The sequence below is a fragment of the Ochrobactrum vermis genome (assembly GCF_002975205.1).
Taxonomy (GTDB): domain Bacteria; phylum Pseudomonadota; class Alphaproteobacteria; order Rhizobiales; family Rhizobiaceae; genus Brucella; species Brucella vermis.
Map to the genome: position 1 here is coordinate 1,687,499 of NZ_PCOC01000001.1, position 14,289 is coordinate 1,701,787.

Consider the following 14,289-nt stretch of genomic DNA (forward strand, 5'->3'; position numbering starts at 1 on the left):
AGATTGGCCCTTACCGATCCCGAACACCAATACAAACAATGCCCGTACCGCCACTGATCGAGTGGCAATTGGGGCGTATCAACCGGAACCTTAATCCATGCGTACTTCGAAATGGGTGGTTGTGCTTTATAGCCTGATCGTCGCGATCGGCATAATCATCGCCTTGCCCAATTTTTTTACCCAGAAGCAACTTGAGGCGATGCCATCCTGGTTCCCGAAGCGTCAGGTTACGCTCGGGCTTGACCTGCGCGGTGGCTCCTATCTCGTGCTTGAAGTCGATGCAGCGAGCCTGAAAAAGGACCGTTTGCGAACTTTGCTTGACGATGCCCGCAGCAAGCTGCGCGCCGAGCGTATCCAGCCGCAGTCGATCCGGGCTGTCGGCGATGCCGTTGTCGTGACCATTCCTGACGCCGACCAGCGCTCCAAAGCGGAAACTGCACTGCGTACTTTGATCTCGCAGGTCAATACCAGCGGCTTCGGCACAGCAATTAACGACATTGACGTCGCATCGAATGACAATCAGGTGCGTCTGACCCTGACTGAGGCTGGCTTCAATTATCGTCTTGATGCCGCTCTCCAGCAGAGCCTTGAAATTATCCGTCAGCGCGTCGACCAGGTCGGTGTCGCAGAGCCTTCCATCCAGCGTGTTGGCTCGGATCGTATCGTCGTTCAGCTTCCAGGTCTTCAGGACCCGGCACAGCTTCGCCAGCTTCTCGGAAGCACGGCGAAAATGAGCTTCCATATGGTCGCCGATGCCAATCCGAACGATGCTCCGCCTCCCGGCGTAAGCATTATGCCAGATTCCAAGGATCCGAATATCAAGTACCCGATTGAGGATCAGATCGCTCTTTCCGGCGAGCGTCTCACCGATGCGCGCGCTGGCTTTGACCAGCGCACCAATGAGCCGATCGTGTCCTTCCGTTTCGATAGCCTCGGTGCACGCCAGTTCGCGGACATTACGACGAAGAATGTCAATCGTCCGTTCGCCATCGTGCTTGACGGCAAGGTGCTAAGTGCACCAGTCATCCGTGAACCGATCACTGGCGGTTCTGGGCAAATTTCCGGCAGCTTCACCGTTCAGGATACAGTCGTTCTTTCGGCATTGCTGCGCGCTGGCGCCCTGCCTGCTCCACTGACCGTTATCGAAGAACGCACCGTTGGTCCGGATCTTGGCGGCGATGCCATCAAGATGGGCCTGATCACCGGTATCGTCGGTTTCGTGCTTGTCGCAGTTTTCATCCAGCTCCTTTATGGCGTCTGGGGTACGATTGCCAATGTGGCGCTGCTGCTCCACACCCTGCTCACTTTCTCCGCCTTGAGCCTTATCGGCGCAACGCTGACATTGCCCGGTATCGCCGGTATTATTCTCGGTATCGGTATTGCGGTTGACGCCAATATTCTCATCAACGAACGTATTCGCGAAGAAACGCGGCGAGGCCTCGGCGCCATGGCCGCGCTGGACAAGGGCTTCCACAGCGCCTTCTCCACTATTGTGGATGCGAACGTTACATCCCTTATCTCCACCTTGCTGCTGTTCACCTTCGGCACGGGCCCGGTTCGCGGCTTTGCAATCACCATGATGCTCGGTATCGCGATCTCCATGTTCACCGATGTGACACTGGTTCGCATGGTGATGGCCTGGTACGTTCGCAAGCGTAAGCTGAAAGTGCTCGTCATCGAGCCATTCCTGAAATTCGTCCCGGAAAAGACGAATATCAGCTTCATGAACGCCCGCTTTGTTGGCATTGGCGTCTCAATCGTGCTGTCTATTCTGTCGATCGGCCTATTCTTCAAGCCAGGGCTAAATTACGGCATCGACTTCAAGGGCGGCATTCAGGCGGAAATCGTCACGTCACAACCAGCCGACCTGGCGCAACTGCGCGCACAGCTGGGGTCGCTGGGACTTGGTGAGGTTGCACTTCAGTCCGCCGGTGGTCCGAATGATGTTCTGATACGCGTCCAGCGTCAGGACGGTGGCGAAGAAGCACAAACGGTCGCCGTCAACAAGATGCGCGAAGCCGTAACCGAGCTGGATCCCGGTGTGAAAATCGAGCGGACGGAAGTCGTCGGTCCGAAAGTGTCCGGTGAACTGGCCCGCTCAGGCTTCATCGCCGTCATCCTGTCGGCACTCGGCATGCTCATCTATCTCTGGTGGCGTTTTGAATGGTTCTTCGCGATGGGCGCGATCATCACGCTTATCCTGGACACCACAAAGATGGTCGGCTTCTTCGCGCTGTTCCAGCTCGACTTCAACCTGACCGCCATCGCAGCACTTCTGACCGCTATCGGCTACTCGGTAAACGATAAGGTCGTGGTTTATGACCGCATGCGTGAGAACATGCGCCTTTATAAATCAAAGCCGCTCCGTGAAATCATCGATATGAGTATCAATCAGGTGCTCGTCCGCTGTATTTACACATCGATGACGACGTTCCTGTGTATGCTCCCGATGGCTATCTGGGGCGGCAGCGCGGTTCATAATTTTGCCGTGCCGATGCTGTTCGGTATCTTTATCGCAACATCGTCGTCGATCTTCATCGCAGCTCCGATCCTGCTTCTGCTGGGCAACTGGTGGCAGCACCGCAAGGAAGCGCATCAGGCTATTGAAGATAGCGCCGCAGCGCAGAAATAACCCGTTCGCCGGGCAAGGTTCAGTCCTTGCCCGGCTCCCACCTTACAGAACTGAGAATCCATAGGGGGAAGGCACCTGATGCCCCATGACACGCCTTTGATAGCGACAATCGTCATCGGGTTATGCCTGGCCTTCATCTTCGGTGCGATAGCCACCCGTCTGAAAATCTCTCCCCTCGTCGGTTATCTTCTGGCTGGCGTCATCGCCGGTCCCCATACGCCCGGTTTTGTTGCTGATCAGGACCTTATTCTCCAGCTTGCCGAGATTGGCGTCATCCTGCTGATGTTCGGGGTTGGCCTGCATTTTTCACTCAAAGATCTTCTTTCCGTCAAAGCCATCGCGGTTCCGGGTGCACTTGCACAGATTGCCGCCGCCGCTGCACTCGGCACCGGCCTTGGCCTCGCTCTTGGCTGGGACGTACAGGCAGGTCTGGTTTTCGGCTTGGCTCTTTCGACAGCCAGTACTGTCGTTCTGCTGCGCGCCATGCAGGAGCGCCGCCTGATCGATACCGAACGCGGGCGTATTGCCATCGGCTGGCTGATCGTTGAAGACCTTGCCATGGTCATGGCGCTGGTGCTGCTTCCAGCCGTCGCCAGCGTAACCGGCCGTGCAGAAGGTTCGGCAGCGAGCGATCCTATCATTTCATGGCTTGGCCTTGGCATTGGCGGCATCATTCTTCTCACCATTGCCAAGGTTGTTCTATTCATCGCCCTGATGCTCATCGTGGGGCGCAAGGTCATACCGTGGCTTCTGAACGTTGTAGCCCAGACCGGTTCCCGAGAATTGTTTCGCCTTGGTGTCCTAGCCATAGCGCTGGGCGTCGCTTTCGGCGCGGCACATCTGTTTGGAGTTTCCTTCGCGCTGGGGGCTTTCTTTGCCGGCATGGTGATGAGCGAATCCGAACTCAGCCATCGGGCAGCGGAAGAGTCTCTCCCCTTGCGCGACGCCTTCGCGGTACTGTTCTTCATCTCGGTCGGCATGTTGTTCGACCCGATGAGTCTTGTTCGTGATCCTCTCCCCCTCCTCGGAACGCTCGCGATCATTCTTATCGGCAAATCGGTCGCAGCATTCTTCATCGTGCGCGCTTTCCGTCGCCCCGTCAGCACGGCGCTCACCATTTCGGCAAGCCTTGCGCAAATCGGCGAGTTTTCCTTCATTCTTGCGGGGTTGGGCGTCAGTCTTAATCTACTCCCGCCAGCGGGTCGCGATCTCATTCTCGCAGGTGCAATCCTCTCGATCTTCCTCAATCCGCTCGTGTTCATCGTAGCGGAACGGATGCGACCGTGGATCGAAAAGCGAAACAAAAGCGAGACGTCAACCGGTGAAGACGCAGGTGTCGAACTCAGCATTTCCGAACCTGAGCCCCTGCCCCAAACTCTGCTGACCGGACACACCATTCTCGTTGGCTATGGCCAGATCGGCGAAAGGATCGCAGCAGGATTGCTGGCAGAGACCACGCCTTTTCTCGTCATCGAAGATTCATCGAAAATTAGCGCATCGCTGAAGGATAAAGGCATTGAAGTCATTGCCGGCAACGCCTCAGATTCAGAAATACTGAAAGCGGCCAATCCGGCGGCAGCTCGACATCTGGTCATCGCAATACCCAATGCTTTCGAAGCTGGACGGGTGACCGCATTGGCCAAAGCGGCAAACCCTGAAATCAGCATCATCGTGCGCGCCTGTTCGAAAGCCGAAGCGCAATATTTGCAGGACCTTGGCGCAGACTTTGTTATTCTGGGAGAAGAAGAAATCGCAGCCGCCATGGCTAAGGCGATTGGGACTGAGATTACAAAGAAAAACACGGAAAACGAATCTCGGACCAACATATCAGGGATAATATCGGAAGACAGATCGACCGATATCGTGGGCAAAAAAGGGGACGACATGAAGCATGAAGGCATGGTGACCGGTTGATGAAAGCAAAGGATTACATCTGGCCGGTCGTGGGTATTTGCGCAGTCGGTATTTCGGCATGGCTCCTCTATCGTGAACTTCGCAGCATTTCACTCGATGATGTTCTGGACAGCCTTTATGCTATTCGCGCCCATCACTGGGCACTGGCGGCAGCGTCGGCGCTTCTGGCCTACAGTTCACTTGCGGGTTATGATCGTATTGCGCTCCTGCACCTCAAGCGCAAAATTTCCTGGCTCTTTATCGCGCTTTGTTCCTTCACCACCTACGCTTTGTCACACAATATCGGCGCCTCGGTCGTCTCTGGTGCGGTCGTGCGCTACAGGGCCTATTCCTCACAAGGTATGCCCGGCAGTGAAATCGCTGTGCTCATCGCCTTCTGTTCTTTCACATTCATTCTCGGCGTCATCATGACATCCAGCGTCGTTCTCTTGCTGGAGCCGCATATTCTCATGCGCTTCAACGAAGAACTGACACCGACCGTCTCTATCGTCATCGCACTTTTGATGCTGGCATTCGTGCTGCTTTATGTCTTTGGCAGCTGGCTGCGCCTGCGCCCGCTTCAGATCGGCAGTTTTCGTCTGGAATATCCGCGCATGTCGGTTGTTGTGCAGCAGCTCGTCGTTGCGCCGCTGGAACTGATCGGTGCCGCCGGTATCATTTATTTCGCCTTGCCAGAGGCCGGCAATCCCGGTTTCCTCATTATTCTCGGCATCTTTCTTGTCTCGTTCTCGGCCGCCCTGATCTCACACGCTCCGGGCGGTCTTGGTGTTCTGGAACTCGTTTTCCTCACCGGTTTGCCGGATATGAATCAGGCTGATGTGCTGGCAGCGCTGATCGTCTTTCGCCTCCTCTATCTTCTCATCCCATTCGCGATGTCGCTCGTGGTGGTACTGGTCTTCGAGAAGTCGCAGTTTCTCCTGCGGTGGAACGAAAAACAGCGAAAATAGAAGCGGGTCGATGGCGGAGCATAACTTTCACAAAAGCCGCCATAAATTGAATTTATTTTCCTTAAAACGGCGGCTTAAGCCGCCTATCTTGGAACCAGTTTCGCAAAGACTGCAAACTGCGAAATTGAACGCCCTCCCAAGGCTTTATTCAAGAGGAACAACGCATGCCTGCGACATTGATCATCCCTGGTTACAAGGGATCGGAAGCAGGCCACTGGCAGCGCCAATGGTTGCATGACGATCCGTCAGCATTACTCGTCGAACAGGACGACTGGCACTATCCGGTGCTATCCGACTGGATGTACGCGCTTGAAGCCAAACTCGCCGAAAATCCAGGCGCAGTTCTGGTCGCCCATAGCCTCGGCTGCGTGCTCGTCGCACATCTGGCAAGCCGCCCATCGGCAGCTCACGTGGCAGGCGCCCTTCTCGTTGCACCGGCCGATGCTGAAACCATGGCCCGCAAGGACAGCCGTTTCGAGAGCTTTGCTCCACTCCCACGCCACGAGCTGGGTTTCCCGTCCGTCGTCGTTGCGAGCCGCAATGATGAGTATATGAGCTTTGCCAAGGCTGAAGCGCTTTCGGATGTGTGGGGATCGGGTTTCGTCGATCTCGGCCATGCCGGTCACATCAACGTAGCAAGCGGCTTCAGTCGCTGGCCGGAGGGAGTTATTCTCGCATCTTCTCTTCACAGAGAACCGATAAATAACACGTTTTCCCAAGCAGCGTGACCGCAAGCCGTCCATTCTTCGAATGGGCGGCTTTCCTGTTTAGAGCATAATCCGACCCGAGTGAAACGAGGATCGATAAGATTATGCTTCAAATAAAAGAGGTTAGAGCGCCGATCTGATCCAATCAGATCGAAACGCGCTCTAAGCGCCTTGCCTGCGTTCGAGCAGAACCTTCAAAACAAGAGTTAGAAGAGCGATCAACGCAAGTGTCGAAGCCGCAGCGAAAGCACCAGCGACATTATAGTCATTGAACAGCAATTCCACCTGAAGCGGCAGCGTGTTGGTCTTGCCGCGGATTGCACCCGAGACGACCGAAGTTGCTCCAAACTCTCCCATGACACGCGCATTGCAAAGCACAGCGCCGTAGAGCAACGCCCATTTGATATTAGGCAAAGTGACATAGAAGAAGGTCTGCCAGCCATTAGCGCCAAGTGTCAGCGCCGCTTCTTCTTCATCGCTCCCCTGCACTTCCATAAGCGGGATCAGTTCACGCGCCACGAAGGGTGAAGTTACGAAAAGGCTGACAAGAAAAATCGCCGGAACCGTGAACATGATCTTGATGTCGTAGGCTTCCAGCAACGGCCCCAGCAGACCTTGTGATCCATAGAGGAAAAGATAGGTCACACCGGCCACGATAGGCGATACGGAGAACGGTATCTCTACGAAGGTAATCAGCAGCCGCCGACCCGGAAAACGGAACTTGGTTACAAGCCAGGCAACACAGACACCGAAGGCCATATTGATCGGCACCACGACGATAGCCGTGAGAATGCTCAACCAGACCGCATGCAATGTGTCGGGTTTCAATATTTCGCTCAAGAAAACACCGACACCTTTGCTGAACGCGTAGGAGAAGATGATTGCAAGCGGTGCTCCGATGCAAATCACCGACAAACCAGCCGCCAACCAGATCAACAGATTGCGCGCCGGTCCGGAGTTTCGCGCCTGTAGGCTTGCGCTAGCGTTCTGCATAACGAAGCTGCCTCGCTTGAATGAGGTTTGTCACGAGAAGCATGACGAAAGCCGTAACAAGCATCACAAATGCAAGTGCAGCAGCGGCGGGGTAGTCATATTCATCAAGCCGAATGAAAACGAGCAGCGATGTCACTTCGGTCTCGAAGGGAAGATTGCCCGAGATAAAGACAATCGAACCAAACTCGCCGAGGCTGCGCGCGAAGGAAAGCGACGAGCCTGCAAGAAAAGCCGGAAAAATGGTCGGCCAGATAATATGGGAGAATATCTGCCAGGAACTGGCCCCAAGGCTACGCGCGGCCTCTTCCACATCGGCGCTCATATCTTCCAGCACCGGTTGAACCGTACGGACCACAAATGGGATACTGGTAAAGAACATCGCAATCATGATGCCAAGCGGTGCGTAGGCAACCTTTATTCCGATTGGTTCAAGAAACCGTCCGAACCAGCCATTCTGGGCAAACAAGGTTACGAGTGCCAAACCAGCTATGGCGGTAGGCAGAGCGAAGGGAAGATCGACAGCAGCATCAATCAGACGTTTGCCCGGAAATTCATATCGCGTCAGCACCCAAGCCAGCAGAAGGCCGAACAAGCCATTGAACACGGTTGCCACCGCAGCGGCGCTCAAGGTGATCTTATAGGTTGCCAGCGCCCGGTCCGAAGTCACAATGCTCCAGAAGTCACTCCAGCCCAGACTTGCGGTCTTCAGGATCATGGCCAGAAGCGGCAGGGCTACGATCACCGCCAGATAAAGCAAAGTGCAGCCGAGGGTCAGTCCGAACCCCGGCAGCACAGAATTACGTTTCATGCTTAGAAGCGCCACTGGATTTTTCCGAAAAGCAGGCGATCCCGTCGGGGATCGCCAATTGGCTCTGTTTATTTGCCGGTGAAGAGCTGATCGAGCACTCCGCCCTCGGCGAAATGTTCTTTCTGCACCTTCTCCCAGCCACCGAAAGCATCTTCAACCGTCACGAGACGCACATCAGGATAGATATCCTTGTGCTTTGCGATGACGTCCTTGTCATGCACGCGATTGAAATTTTGAGCCAGAATCTCCTGGCCTTCCGGGGAATAGAGATAATTCAGATAAGCTTCAGCAATCTTACGCGATCCACGCTTGTCTACGACCTTGTCGACGACCGTAACTGGAAACTCCGCCAAAAGACTGACTTCGGGGACAACGACATCATACTTGTCCGGGCCTAGAACCTTCTCGGTTCCGCGTGTTTCAGCCTCGAAGGTCACCAATACGTCGCCAATGCCACGTTCGGCAAAAGTGGTCGTTGCGCCACGGCCGCCTGTATCGAACACAGGGACGTTCTTGAAAATCTTCCCGATGAATTCGTGTACCTTCGCCTGATCGCCCTTGAACGCTTCGTTCGCATAGGCAGTAGCAGCGAGATAGGTATAACGCGCATTGCCCGAGGTCTTCGGGTTCGGGAAGATCACCTTCACATCGTCACGCGCCAGATCGTCCCAATTCTTGATGTTCTTCGGATTGCCCTCACGGACAAGGAATGCAGGAAGCGAATAATAAGGCGACGAGTTGTTTGGCAGCCGCTGCTGCCAGTCCGCAGGAATCAGGTTACCCTTGTCGTGCAGGACCTGCACGTCGGTCACCTGATTGAACGTAACGACGTCCGCCTCAAGCCCTTCCAGAATCGAACGCGCCTGTTTCGAGGAACCGGCATGGGATTGATTAACGGTCAAATCTTCGCCGGTTTTCGTCTTCCAATCGGCGATGAACGCTTTGTTGACCTGCTCGTAAAGTTCCCGCGCAATATCATAGGAAACATTCAAAATTTCCGTCGGCTCCTGCGCGTGAACCGGGGCAGAGCCAAGACCAAGGGCCACCGCCGCGTATAGAATAATTTTTCTCATTAGACCCATCCCCACCGCGCTGTTTGCGAAAAGCGCTCTAATATGGATTGTTTTCAGAAAACAAATCTAACGAGAGAAGAAACAAAATCAATCTAAATCATTGATTTAAATATATAAACTACATTTCAGACCGATCGTGGAACCTGCATCCAAACCATATACCGGCATGAGAAAATAATTCTCATCCGGAGCAAAACCTTAAAAAGCATACAAAAAGGCAGGAGATTTCCACCTCCTGCCTTCGATAATTTTTCGCCTGTCTGGGCTTACCAGAAACCGCGATGCTGCCAGCACCAAAGAAAGTTATGCTCGCCACGATCCAACCGGCTGCGGCGGCGGGCTGCAATCTCTTCTGCATTCAACTTCATCTCGCGCCAAGGCTGTTCCAGAAAGGCAGGGACACGCAAAAACGCATTCTTCATTCTCGTTGCGAGCAGTTGAACAGTTCGCCTCATGCCAAGCCTCCTCATTGCATCACGCTCAAATTTGTCGCGCTTTCGCCGCAACAATGAACGATGCGTTAATTTTGAAGGCTTCCGGACTTTTGTCAATAACCTACTTATTTTATCGGAGTTAACGGTGTGAAATAATTTGCGAGCCAGCCCGGCCAGCTCGCAAATTTATTCCTGCTAAACCTCGTAGTCGTTTGAAGGCGTGATACGGACCTTGCCGATGTGGCGTCCGTTCATCGACTCGATCTTGAACTCCAAGCCGTCAGCCGCGAAGTTTTCGCCCCCCAGCGGCAAATGTCCCAGGTGCCAGAGAACGTAGCCTGCAAGGGTTGTATAACGGTCACCATCATCCACAAGGTCGCGCTCCAATAGACCGCTCAACCTGCGGATATCGGTAAACCCGTCCACAAGATAACCACCCTGCCCGTCCGACTGAGCGACAGCCGCCACTTCATCTTCGTCCGGGAATTCGCCAGCGATAGCTTCGAGAACGTCAGTCGGCGTCACGACCCCCTCGAAAGAGCCATGCTCGTCAACAACCACTGCAATCTGTACAGGAGAGTTGCGTAGCTGCTCCATGACGCGCAACACGTTCGCATTCTCGTGCACGACAAGCGGCTGTTTTACCGTTTTATCCCAGTCGATAGGCTTCCTATCGCCGATATCGAGTAGCAGATCTCTGACCAGCGCCACACCAACGAACTCATCGACCTGACGGCGCGCAACAATGACGCGCGAATGCGACAGCTTGCGAATGGCCGCATCAAGCTCCGCCTCGTCTTCATCGAGGTCAAGCCATTCGATCTCATTGCGCGGAGACATGATGGAACGCACCGGCCGATCAGCCAGATCGAGAACGCCACGGATCATCTCTTTTTCTTCTGGGAGAAAAATATCGCTGGCCGCCGTCTGCTGGGCAATAACGTCAACCGTGTCGGAGAGCGGATTCTCCCCGCGACTGCCACCGAGCAGACGCAGGACCGCACCGGCCGTGCGCTCCCGCAGATCGTTGGTAGTTACAAGCTTCTCACGGTTGCGTCGCGACATCTGGTTGGCCGCTTCGATCAACACCGAGAAGCCGATAGCCGCATACAGATAGCCCTTTGGAATATGGAAGCCGAAACCTTCCACCACCAGGCTGAAGCCGATCATCATCAGGAAGCCGAGACAAAGGATGACGACGGTGGGGTGCTTGTTGACAAAATCCATCAGCGGCTTGGAAGCAAGCATCATCACGCCAATGGCAATAACGACAGCGATCATCATGACCGGCAGATGCTGAACCATGCCTACAGCAGTGATTACGCTATCCAGCGAGAACACAGCGTCAAGGACAACAATCTGAACGATCACCTGCCAGAACACGGCATGCACGACCTTGGAACTTTTAGGCCCATGATCACCCTCTAGCCGCTCGTGGAGCTCCATGGTGCCCTTGGCAAGCAGAAACAGACCACCGATCAGCATGATGATGTCTCGGCCCGAGAACGACATCCCCATCAACGAGACCAATGGCTCGCGCAGGGTAACAATCCAGGAAATCGAAGCGAGCAGCACCAAGCGCATCAAAAGAGCCAGAGTAAGACCGATCAGCCGCGCGCGATTGCGTTGGTGCGGGGGCAGCTTGTCAGCCAGAATGGCAATGAAGACGAGATTGTCGATACCGAGAACGATCTCGAGTACCACCAATGTCACCAAACCTATCCAGGCATTGGGGTCGGCAATCCAGTCCATGGACCAGTCCATGATATGTCGGCTCCTTTAAAGATCAGCAGAAACAGAAATTGGAAAATTCAGCGCAAGCAGTTTGTGGCCGGGCCGCTATTGTGCGGGCCAGCCTGATGCAGACGAAGATTATCGGGAATTGTTCAATACGCGCGAAGTCCGAACACCCCTCCGGGGAACTCGGACTTCGAGAAGACGAATCGTCAGAACTGTCGTCGGGCATTAAGCGCGATGAACCTTACATGGGGCGCTTGCGAGGCATGAAGCCTCAGCGACACCGGTTGCCATATGGAACATATGGTTCTGCTATTAAGCAGACCGAAGCCTGCGGCACAAGAGGCCGATCATTCAGCCGGTGAGACGTGAACGCGGCGCTTGCGCTCCCGGCGCGGGCGAGCTTTGAAAAAACGTACACCGATGACCGTCGCGATAATGGTGAGAATAGTGATTCCGATCACAAACCAGAACATGTGATCGCCGTCCATCCTGGCAAAAATGCCAGCGCCACGTCCTGCCAGCCAGCCGGGAAGGAACATCAGCGGAGCCCATACCAACGCAGAGAGAACGTTGGCTGTCTGGAAGCGCGTCTGATCCATGGACATCATACCTGCCACCATCGGCACCGTGCAACGTACGGGACCGAAGAAACGCCCCAGAAACACCGCCGAAAAGCCATAGCGACGGAAAAGAAGGCGTGCGCGCGCCACGCCGCTACGATGCTTGTTGAGCGGCCACTTGTGAATGATATTGCGGCCAAGCCACCAGCCAAGAAAATAGGAAATGATGTCGCCAATCACAGCGCCGATGATTGCGCCAATGATGACGGGAATGGGTTCGATGATTCCGGCACCCACGAGGCCGCCGATGGCGATCATTATCGGCGTAGCTGGAATGAACATTCCTATAATGGCGAGAGATTCGCCGAAGGCGATAATCCCCACGATAGGCCCAGCCCATGCCCGATGATCGGAAATAAACTGTCCGAGATCGCCTATTATACTTTCCATTCCGTCCTCAAATGTCGCGAACCGGATTTTGAAACGATGTGAGCCGTTCCTATTTTCTTCGGCAAGGGCAACCCGGTGCATAAAGCGCCTTGCTCTGATAAGTTTTTGGGGCGGTGTCGGTATCCATGGATTCAGGACAACTACCAACCGATCAAGTCTTTTATATGCCGTAGCTTCTCAGACAAGCATCAAAAATTGATGACATGGCTGCGACATTTGCAGCGTAGTCCTACTCCCTGAACAAAACCTCCCCGCCGGACGGTATAAGTCCAGCATTGCCGAATATGGAGTCCTCTGGTTCCGCTTACAACGCTGCAAACGTGAAAAAGTGAATCAAATCAAGAATCTCTTATTCTTGATTCTCTAAAACGCCTCCAAACAGATGCAACCAGAATAAGTAACCTTAAAAAAGACACGCCTTGCGGGCAAAGATGGAAATCGAAAACGTCCGCATTTCTGGGCTTTCTGCGCAAGCTGTCATTTTTTTCAGAAAATTTGCGACTGGAGGCTAGACAGGTTGAAAAGAGGCCGTTATAGAACCGCTCACTTCACCGGGGCCGCTGCCTCGGCAAAGCGAGTGGGTGATTAGCTCAGTTGGTAGAGCAGCTGACTCTTAATCAGCGGGTCGTAGGTTCGATCCCTACATCACCCACCATTTTCTCTTTTGAAAACAAACGCTTCCGCTGATAACAGACCCTGATGGGTCGGACGTACTTTGTCGTAATCCGATCAAGTACACGCCGTATCGGCTGCAGGTCTGCTTTCATTTTCAAGCACATCGGCTTTGGTTTTCTAACTCCCCTCCCAATACATTACCGATAATTAATTGGCATATTCATATGCGGTTCATCTAAAAAGACAGACATTACTCGTACGCCATTTAGCGGCGCGCCTGTAAAAGAGTAACGGAGTCAAATAGCCATGAAATCGAAGACCGCATTTATCGCTGTAATTGCAACATCTTTGCTTGCTGTTCCCGCACTTGCACAAGAAAATAGCAGTGCAAATACTGATAAACCGGCAGCAGAGACGGCCGTTTCCCCGAAAAAAGATATGAAGGGCCAGCGCGGCCCCATCGATCTTGAGAAATTCTCGCGTATGGATGACCTTAAGGCCGCCGACACCAACGGCGATGGCGTACTTTCTCGAGACGAGATCGAAGCATTGGCGCTTAAGCGCGTCGTGAGCCGTGCGGCCGATCGCATGGAACGTCGTCTTGACGTCAATGGCGATGGCAAGGTCACGCTTGCGGAAGTTGAAAACCAACGCAAGAAGGAATTCGCTGCATTGGATCGGAACGAGGATGGCAAAATTGATCGCAGCGAAATGCGCACTGCGAAGATGAACCATCACGCAAAGGGCTCACACCATAAGGGTCCACACCAGATGGGCAATCACAAAGGCCCAATGAAGGGTCAGGCAGAGAAGCCACAGGAATAAATCTGAAATAAAAACCCGGGCTCAACTCCCGGGTTTTTTTATGCGTCAATATCTACGGCGCCAATCAGGAACGGATAACGCCCTTCTTGAAGATGATATTGCCATAAAGCCGCTTCTCACCAGTGCGAATAATCGCGAAGGCGTCACGAGCGCGGTGATAAAAAGCGAATCTTTCAACCGGATCGACGGAAATCTTCCGGCCCTCCGCCTTTTCTATGACCGTTTCGAATTCCTTGAAGATCGCCGGCGTTTCATTAGGCGCTTGCATGACAGCCGCTGGCTTGTCGACAAAATCGTCCAAAGGCAGCAGCGACAGCACGGCTTCGGCCATATCGGTTGCAGTGATCCCCGGAAAATCTAGCACGTGTACACCGGAGGACTGCGCCGGGTAATTAGCATCGACAATCACGAGATCGTCCCCGTGCCCCATATCTGCAAGGACCTCGAGCAGCGAACCGGTCAGCAGTGGATTGATATTCTTCAACATAAGAAGTCAGTTCCCATAAAATTCCGTCGCCTCACACTAGAGCATTTCCAGCAAAAGTGCGAAGCGGTTTTGCGTGGGATAATGCGTAAAAACAAAACGATAGA

Annotated in this window: 12 protein-coding genes and 1 tRNA gene; 6 read left to right on the plus strand and 7 right to left on the minus strand. The window is 53.9% G+C overall.

What is annotated here, in order from left to right; genetic code table 11:
- The first annotated feature begins 97 nt into the window (after positions 1 to 97).
- The 4 genes from secD to CQZ93_RS08415 all read left to right on the plus strand — a co-directional run bounded on the left by secD (position 98) and on the right by CQZ93_RS08415 (position 6,221).
- Positions 98 to 2,632, plus strand: a complete 2,535-nt coding sequence (secD, locus tag CQZ93_RS08400; protein WP_105542161.1) for a protein translocase subunit SecD — start codon at positions 98 to 100, stop codon at positions 2,630 to 2,632.
- A gap of 78 nt (positions 2,633 to 2,710) precedes the next feature.
- Positions 2,711 to 4,546, plus strand: a complete 1,836-nt coding sequence (ybaL, locus tag CQZ93_RS08405; protein WP_105542162.1) for a YbaL family putative K(+) efflux transporter — start codon at positions 2,711 to 2,713, stop codon at positions 4,544 to 4,546.
- Positions 4,546 to 5,493 carry a lysylphosphatidylglycerol synthase domain-containing protein gene (locus CQZ93_RS08410; protein WP_105542163.1) on the plus strand — a complete coding sequence of 316 codons (948 nt, stop codon included), beginning with the start codon at positions 4,546 to 4,548 and terminating at the stop codon, positions 5,491 to 5,493. The genes ybaL and CQZ93_RS08410 overlap by 1 nt, the downstream gene beginning before the upstream one ends.
- Positions 5,494 to 5,657: 164 nt before the next feature.
- Positions 5,658 to 6,221: an alpha/beta hydrolase gene (locus CQZ93_RS08415; RefSeq protein WP_105542164.1), complete on the plus strand. Its 564-nt coding sequence runs from the start codon at positions 5,658 to 5,660 to the stop codon at positions 6,219 to 6,221.
- 141 nt (positions 6,222 to 6,362) lie between these two features.
- On the opposite strand, the gene cysW is transcribed toward CQZ93_RS08415, so the two are convergent.
- The 6 genes from cysW to CQZ93_RS08440 all read right to left on the minus strand — a co-directional run bounded on the left by cysW (position 6,363) and on the right by CQZ93_RS08440 (position 12,258).
- Positions 6,363 to 7,193: a sulfate ABC transporter permease subunit CysW gene (gene cysW / locus CQZ93_RS08420; protein WP_105542165.1), complete on the minus strand. Its 831-nt coding sequence runs from the start codon at positions 7,191 to 7,193 to the stop codon at positions 6,363 to 6,365.
- Positions 7,180 to 8,001: a sulfate ABC transporter permease subunit CysT gene (gene cysT, locus CQZ93_RS08425; RefSeq protein WP_105542166.1), complete on the minus strand. Its 822-nt coding sequence runs from the start codon at positions 7,999 to 8,001 to the stop codon at positions 7,180 to 7,182. Before cysT ends, cysW begins: the two co-directional genes overlap by 14 nt.
- Positions 8,002 to 8,069: 68 nt before the next feature.
- A complete protein-coding gene (locus tag CQZ93_RS08430) occupies positions 8,070 to 9,074 on the minus strand; it encodes a sulfate ABC transporter substrate-binding protein (RefSeq protein WP_105542167.1) in 1,005 nt (334 codons plus the stop codon).
- Positions 9,075 to 9,340: 266 nt separating this feature from the next.
- Complete coding sequence (locus CQZ93_RS26345) at positions 9,341 to 9,529, minus strand: hypothetical protein (protein WP_146114435.1); 189 nt, start codon at positions 9,527 to 9,529, stop codon at positions 9,341 to 9,343.
- A gap of 174 nt (positions 9,530 to 9,703) precedes the next feature.
- The gene (locus tag CQZ93_RS08435; RefSeq protein WP_105542168.1) at positions 9,704 to 11,272 is read right to left on the minus strand and encodes a TerC family protein; all 1,569 of its coding nucleotides are present in this window, start codon (positions 11,270 to 11,272) and stop codon (positions 9,704 to 9,706) included.
- Between the two features lie 323 nt (positions 11,273 to 11,595).
- Entirely contained in the window at positions 11,596 to 12,258 is a 663-nt protein-coding gene (locus tag CQZ93_RS08440; RefSeq protein WP_105543235.1) for a DedA family protein, read from the minus strand.
- Positions 12,259 to 12,837: 579 nt separating this feature from the next.
- Here CQZ93_RS08440 and CQZ93_RS08450 point away from each other — a divergent pair.
- Together CQZ93_RS08450 and CQZ93_RS08455 are read left to right on the plus strand one after the other, a co-directional pair.
- Positions 12,838 to 12,913, plus strand: a tRNA-Lys gene (locus tag CQZ93_RS08450).
- A 266-nt stretch (positions 12,914 to 13,179) separates the two neighbouring features.
- On the plus strand, positions 13,180 to 13,698 hold the full coding sequence (locus CQZ93_RS08455; protein ID WP_105542169.1) for an EF-hand domain-containing protein: 519 nt from the start codon (positions 13,180 to 13,182) through the stop codon (positions 13,696 to 13,698).
- 64 nt (positions 13,699 to 13,762) lie between these two features.
- On the opposite strand, the gene CQZ93_RS08460 is transcribed toward CQZ93_RS08455, so the two are convergent.
- The gene (locus tag CQZ93_RS08460) at positions 13,763 to 14,185 is read right to left on the minus strand and encodes an RbsD/FucU family protein (protein WP_105542170.1); all 423 of its coding nucleotides are present in this window, start codon (positions 14,183 to 14,185) and stop codon (positions 13,763 to 13,765) included.
- Positions 14,186 to 14,289: the final 104 nt, after the last annotated feature.